Below are 4,377 nucleotides of genomic sequence, written 5' to 3'. Positions count from 1 at the left end.
GCGCGGTCCCATTCCCGTGTGCAGCACCCGCAGCCCGGGAACCCGCACCGCGGCGGCCTCCAGGTACATCGGCGCACACACCACACCGGTCATCGCGCCCCCACGTACCGGCCCAGCGCGGAGATCGGGAAGACCAGGCGGTAGAGGTGGTAGTTGATGTAGAAGTCGCCGGGGAAGCCGGTCCCGGTGAACTGCGGCTCGTCCCAGCCGCCCTCGGGCCGCTGGGTCTCCAGCAGCCATCGCACCCCGCGCTCCACAGTGGACGATTCGCGTTCACCGGCGGCGAGCAGGGCCAGCAGGGCCCACGCGGTCTGGGACGCGGTCGAGGTGCCCTTGCCGATCCAGGACCGATCGCGATAGGACCGCAGGTCCTCGCCCCAGCCGCCGTCGGGATTCTGGTGGGCGGCCAGCCAGGCCACGGCGCGGCGGATCGCCGGAACACCCGCCGGCACCCCCGCCGCCACCAGTGCGGGGACCACGGCCCCGGTGCCGTAGACGTGGTTGGCGCCCCACCGGCCGAACCACGAGCCGTCCTCCTCCTGCGCGCCGAACAGCCACGCCACTCCCCTGCGGCATTCGGTGGTGCCCGCCAGCCCTTCCGCGGCGAGCATCTCCACCACGTGCGCGGTGACGTCGGCCGAAGGCGGGTCGATCACCGCGCCGAAATCGCAGAACGGCAGTTGCGTGGTGACCGTCCGCGTGTTGTCGGCGTCGAAGGCTCCCCAGCCGCCGTCGGCGGACTGCATGCCCAGCAGCCAGGTGATCGCGCGCTCGATCGCGTCCTTCAGCCGCGGCTGGTCCGGGTGCGCGGTGCGCCGCAGGGCGAGCACCACTTCGGCGGTGTCGTCGGTGTCGGGGTAGATGTCGTTGGCGAACTCGAAGGCCCACCCGCCCGGCGGGGTGGCCGGGCGCCGGACCGACCAGTCCCCTCGCTGCCGGATCTCCTCGCCCAGCAGCCAGTCCGCCGCCTTGAGCACGGCCGGATCGTCCGCGGGGACCCCGGCGTCGGCCAGCGCGGTGAGCGCCAGGCCGGTGTCCCACACCGGTGACTGGCAGGCCTCCAGCCTGCGCACCCAGCCCTGCCCGGTGTGCTCACGGATGACGAAACCGTCCAGGCCCGTCAACCCGGCCCGCATCGCCGGATGCTCGAAGGGATAGCCCAGCAGGTGCAGCGCCAGCAGCGAATACACCCACGGCGGCTGGATTCCTCCCCACGAGCCGTCGGCCTCCTGGCGGGCCAGGATCCACTCCGCCGCCTGACGCATCGCCAGGCCCCGCAGGGGTTTCACCGGCAGCTTCGCGTAGGTGTGCAGGGCCTTGTCGAGGTAGTGGAAGGCCCCCGGCCAGGTCCACGGCCTGGCCTTCGCGCGGAGCCGCCGCCCGGTCCGCAACTCGTCGATGCCGAACGGCAGCGGCCGCACCGGCCGGAGCGTGGCGACCACGGTCAGCGGCACCACGGTCTGGCGCGCCCAGCAGGCCCAGTCGTAGACGTTGAGCGGGAACCACGAGGGCAGGAAGATCAGCTCGGGTGGCATGTTCGGCAGTTCGTCCCACGACCACAGGCCGAACAGCGCCAGCCAGATGCGGGTGAACACCCGGCTGCGTTCGACCCCGCCCTGCGCCAGCACGAACTTCGCCGCCGCCGCCATGTGCGGCTCCTCCGGCGCATCCCCGGCCAGCCGCAGCGCCACCCAGGCCTCGACGGTGGTGGACACGTCGCCGGGGCCGCCGTAGAAATTGGCCCAGGTGCCGTCGGGCCGCTGCTGCGAGCGGATCCACCGCGCGGCCTCCTCGGTCTCCTGTGCGGTGCGGATGCCGAGGAACTCCCGCAGCAGCAGGTCCTCGGCGTCCATGGTGACGTTGGTTTCCAGCTCGCCCTTCCACCAGGCGCCGGGTTCCTGCGCGGCCTTCAGGTGCGCCACCGCCCGGCCGAGGGCGGCGCCGGCCTCGGCCGCGAGCGGTTCGGGACGGTGGACGGGCTCGGTCGTGGACGTCATCAAGCCTCCCTGGTGACGATGAACCGGGCCAGCGACAGCAGTTCCTCGCGGGCGCGGTCCGCTATGGCGGCGTCTTCGAGCTTGCGTTGCCCGGCGGCCATCCGCCGGTAGGCCTCGTCGAGAGCCCACTTCCGGCCCCCCGCGCCCTCGACCAGCTCCGCGGCGCGCCGCACGGAATCCTCGCCCGGGGTGCCGGGACGGGCGAGCCACTCCGCCAGTTCCCGGCCGAGCGCCCCGCCGTGGGTGATCGCGTAGGTGACCGGCAGGCTCTTCTTGCGCGCACGCAGGTCCGAGTGGACCGGCTTGCCGGTGACCTCGGGCTCGCCCCAGATGCCGAGCACGTCGTCGACGAGCTGGAAGGCCAGCCCGAGATCGGCCCCGAACCCGGCGAGGGCGCCGACGGTCTCCTGTGGTGCGCACGCCAGCACGGCACCGATCGCCGTGCTCGCCGACAGCAGCGCCCCGGTCTTGCCCGCGGCCATGTCCAGGCATTCGTCGAGCGTGACGTCGTTGCGCTGTTCGAACGCGACGTCGAGCACCTGCCCGCGGATCAGTTCGTTGGTGGCCTCGGCGAGCAGCCGCGCGGCGGCCACCGCGCCCGGTCCGTCCCCGTCGAGCAGCACCTCCTGCGCCAGGGACAGCATCGCGTCGCCGGTCAGGATCGCGCTGGCCGCGCCGCGCACCGCCCACACCGTCGGCCGGTGCCGCCGTTCGGTGTCGCCGTCCATCAGATCGTCGTGCAGCAGCGAGAAGTTGTGCACCAGTTCGACGGCGACCGCGCCGGGCAGGCCGGTCTCCGGGCAGGCCCCGGCCGCCTGGGCGGACAGCAGCGCGAGCGCCGGGCGCACCGCCTTGCCCCCGCCCGCGGTGGGCTTGCCGTCCAGGTCGGTCCAGCCGAGGTGGTAGTAGGCGATCGACCGGCTGGTCGGATCCAGCCGGTCCAGGGCCGCCCGCATCGCGGGCATGATCGCCTGCCTGCCCTGGTGGAGAGCATCGAGAACAGCGGTCATGCGGGTATCCCTTCCGATCTGCCCGGCACCCCCGGGATGCTGCCGAGTAGGGCTTGGGTGGCCGCTTCCCCGCTGCGCGCGGCGCCTTCCATGGTCGCGGGCCAGCCGGTGGCGGTCCACGCTCCGGCGAGCACGACGCCCTCGGCCGCGGTGACGGCCGCCGGGCGCAGCGCCGCGCATCCCGGCGCCGGCCGGAACGTGGCGTGCCGCTCCCTGGTGACGAAGAAGTCGCGGACGGACGCACGGGCCGACGACGGCAGGAGCCGCCGCAGGGCGGGGACCATCCGGCGGCGGATCTCGGCCACCGGGAGGTCGATGAACTCGTCGGCCGCCGACAACGAGACGGCCAGGTACTGCCCACCGTCCACACCGGAGGGTGCGGTCCGGTCGAACACCCACTGCACCGGGGAGTCGACCGCGGCGAAGAACGGTTCGTCCAGCACCCGCCGGTCGAACACGACGTGCGCGTTGACGATCGGCGAGCTGCCCAGAGCGTCGTGCCAGCCCGGGGGCAAGGTCACGCTGCCGGGCGGCAGCAGCCGCGCGGCCACCGGCGGGGGCACCGCCAGCACCACCCGGTCGGCCTCCAGCACGCCGGTGGAGGCCGCGATCCGCCAGGCATCGCCGCCGGGCGCCAGCCCGGTGACCTTCGCGCCGGTCAGCACCCTGGCACCGGCCTCGGCCAGCCGCTCCGCCGCGGGGTCGCCGTGCAGTTCCCGCAGCGGCACCGTCGACCAGCCGATGTCGGCCGCGTCGGCCTCGGTCAGCAGGCCGAGCTGGAACACCGTCGCGGCCAGCCCGAGCGAGGCGCCGGTGGCGGGCGCGTTCAGCGTGGCGATGCCGACCAGGTCCCACAGCTTCCGCACGGCCTGCTCGCTCTGCCCGTGCTCGGACAGCCAGCCGCCGAAGGACCGCCGGTCCGAAGCCGCCGACGCCGGATCGACCCTCCGCAGGGCCAGTGCCGCACCGGCGAAGCGCATCCGGTCCAGAAGCGGCAGCGGCCGGTACTTCAGCACGGAGTCCGCCAGGTGCCAGGGCGCGGGAAGGCCGTTGCGGCGCAGCCACACGGGTGCGGGCAACCGGGGCGAGCGAACCTGGATCGCCAGCCTCGGCTGCAGGTACACCTTGCCGGTCACGCCCAGCCGGTCGAGCAGGCGGCGGTAGGACGTGCAGCACCGCAGGAACACGTGCTGGCCGTTGTCCACCGCCAGCCCGTCGCGGCGGAAGGAATGCGTCAGCCCGCCGAGGTGGCCGCGGGATTCGAGCAGCGTCACGTCCAGACCGGCGTCGGCGCAGCCCAGTGCCGCGGTGATGCCCGCGAGCCCGCCGCCGATCACCGCCACCCGGGTGCTCACGCCGCCCGCCCCGAC

3 protein-coding genes are annotated in these 4,377 nt (G+C 73.9%); all 3 read right to left on the bottom strand.

Annotation, left to right across the window (positions count from 1 at the left end; translation table 11 throughout):
- Positions 1–89: 89 nt before the first annotated feature.
- Complete coding sequence (gene shc, locus FNH05_RS33365) at positions 90–1,997, bottom strand: squalene--hopene cyclase (protein ID WP_144592840.1); 1,908 nt, start codon at positions 1,995–1,997, stop codon at positions 90–92.
- On the bottom strand, positions 1,997–3,007 hold the full coding sequence (locus tag FNH05_RS33360) for a polyprenyl synthetase family protein (RefSeq protein ID WP_144592839.1): 1,011 nt from the start codon (positions 3,005–3,007) through the stop codon (positions 1,997–1,999). The genes shc and FNH05_RS33360 overlap by 1 nt, the downstream gene beginning before the upstream one ends.
- Positions 3,004–4,377 (bottom strand): hydroxysqualene dehydroxylase HpnE (gene hpnE, locus FNH05_RS33355; protein WP_425458515.1); only part of this gene is annotated, 1,374 nt, incomplete at its 5' end. The genes hpnE and FNH05_RS33360, both read right to left, overlap by 4 nt.

The organism is Amycolatopsis rhizosphaerae (assembly GCF_007713715.1).
GTDB lineage: Bacteria > Actinomycetota > Actinomycetes > Mycobacteriales > Pseudonocardiaceae > Amycolatopsis_E > Amycolatopsis_E rhizosphaerae.
This window is presented reverse-complemented; position numbering and strand designations above follow the sequence as displayed.

What these genes read in the sequence shown, in the direction of transcription:
- shc (WP_144592840.1), bottom strand. Translation starts at nt 1,997, where the DNA reads ATGACGTCCACGACCGAGCCCGTCCACCGTCCCGAACCGCTCGCGGCC.
- FNH05_RS33360 (WP_144592839.1), bottom strand. Translation starts at nt 3,007, where the DNA reads ATGACCGCTGTTCTCGATGCTCTCCACCAGGGCAGGCAGGCGATCATG.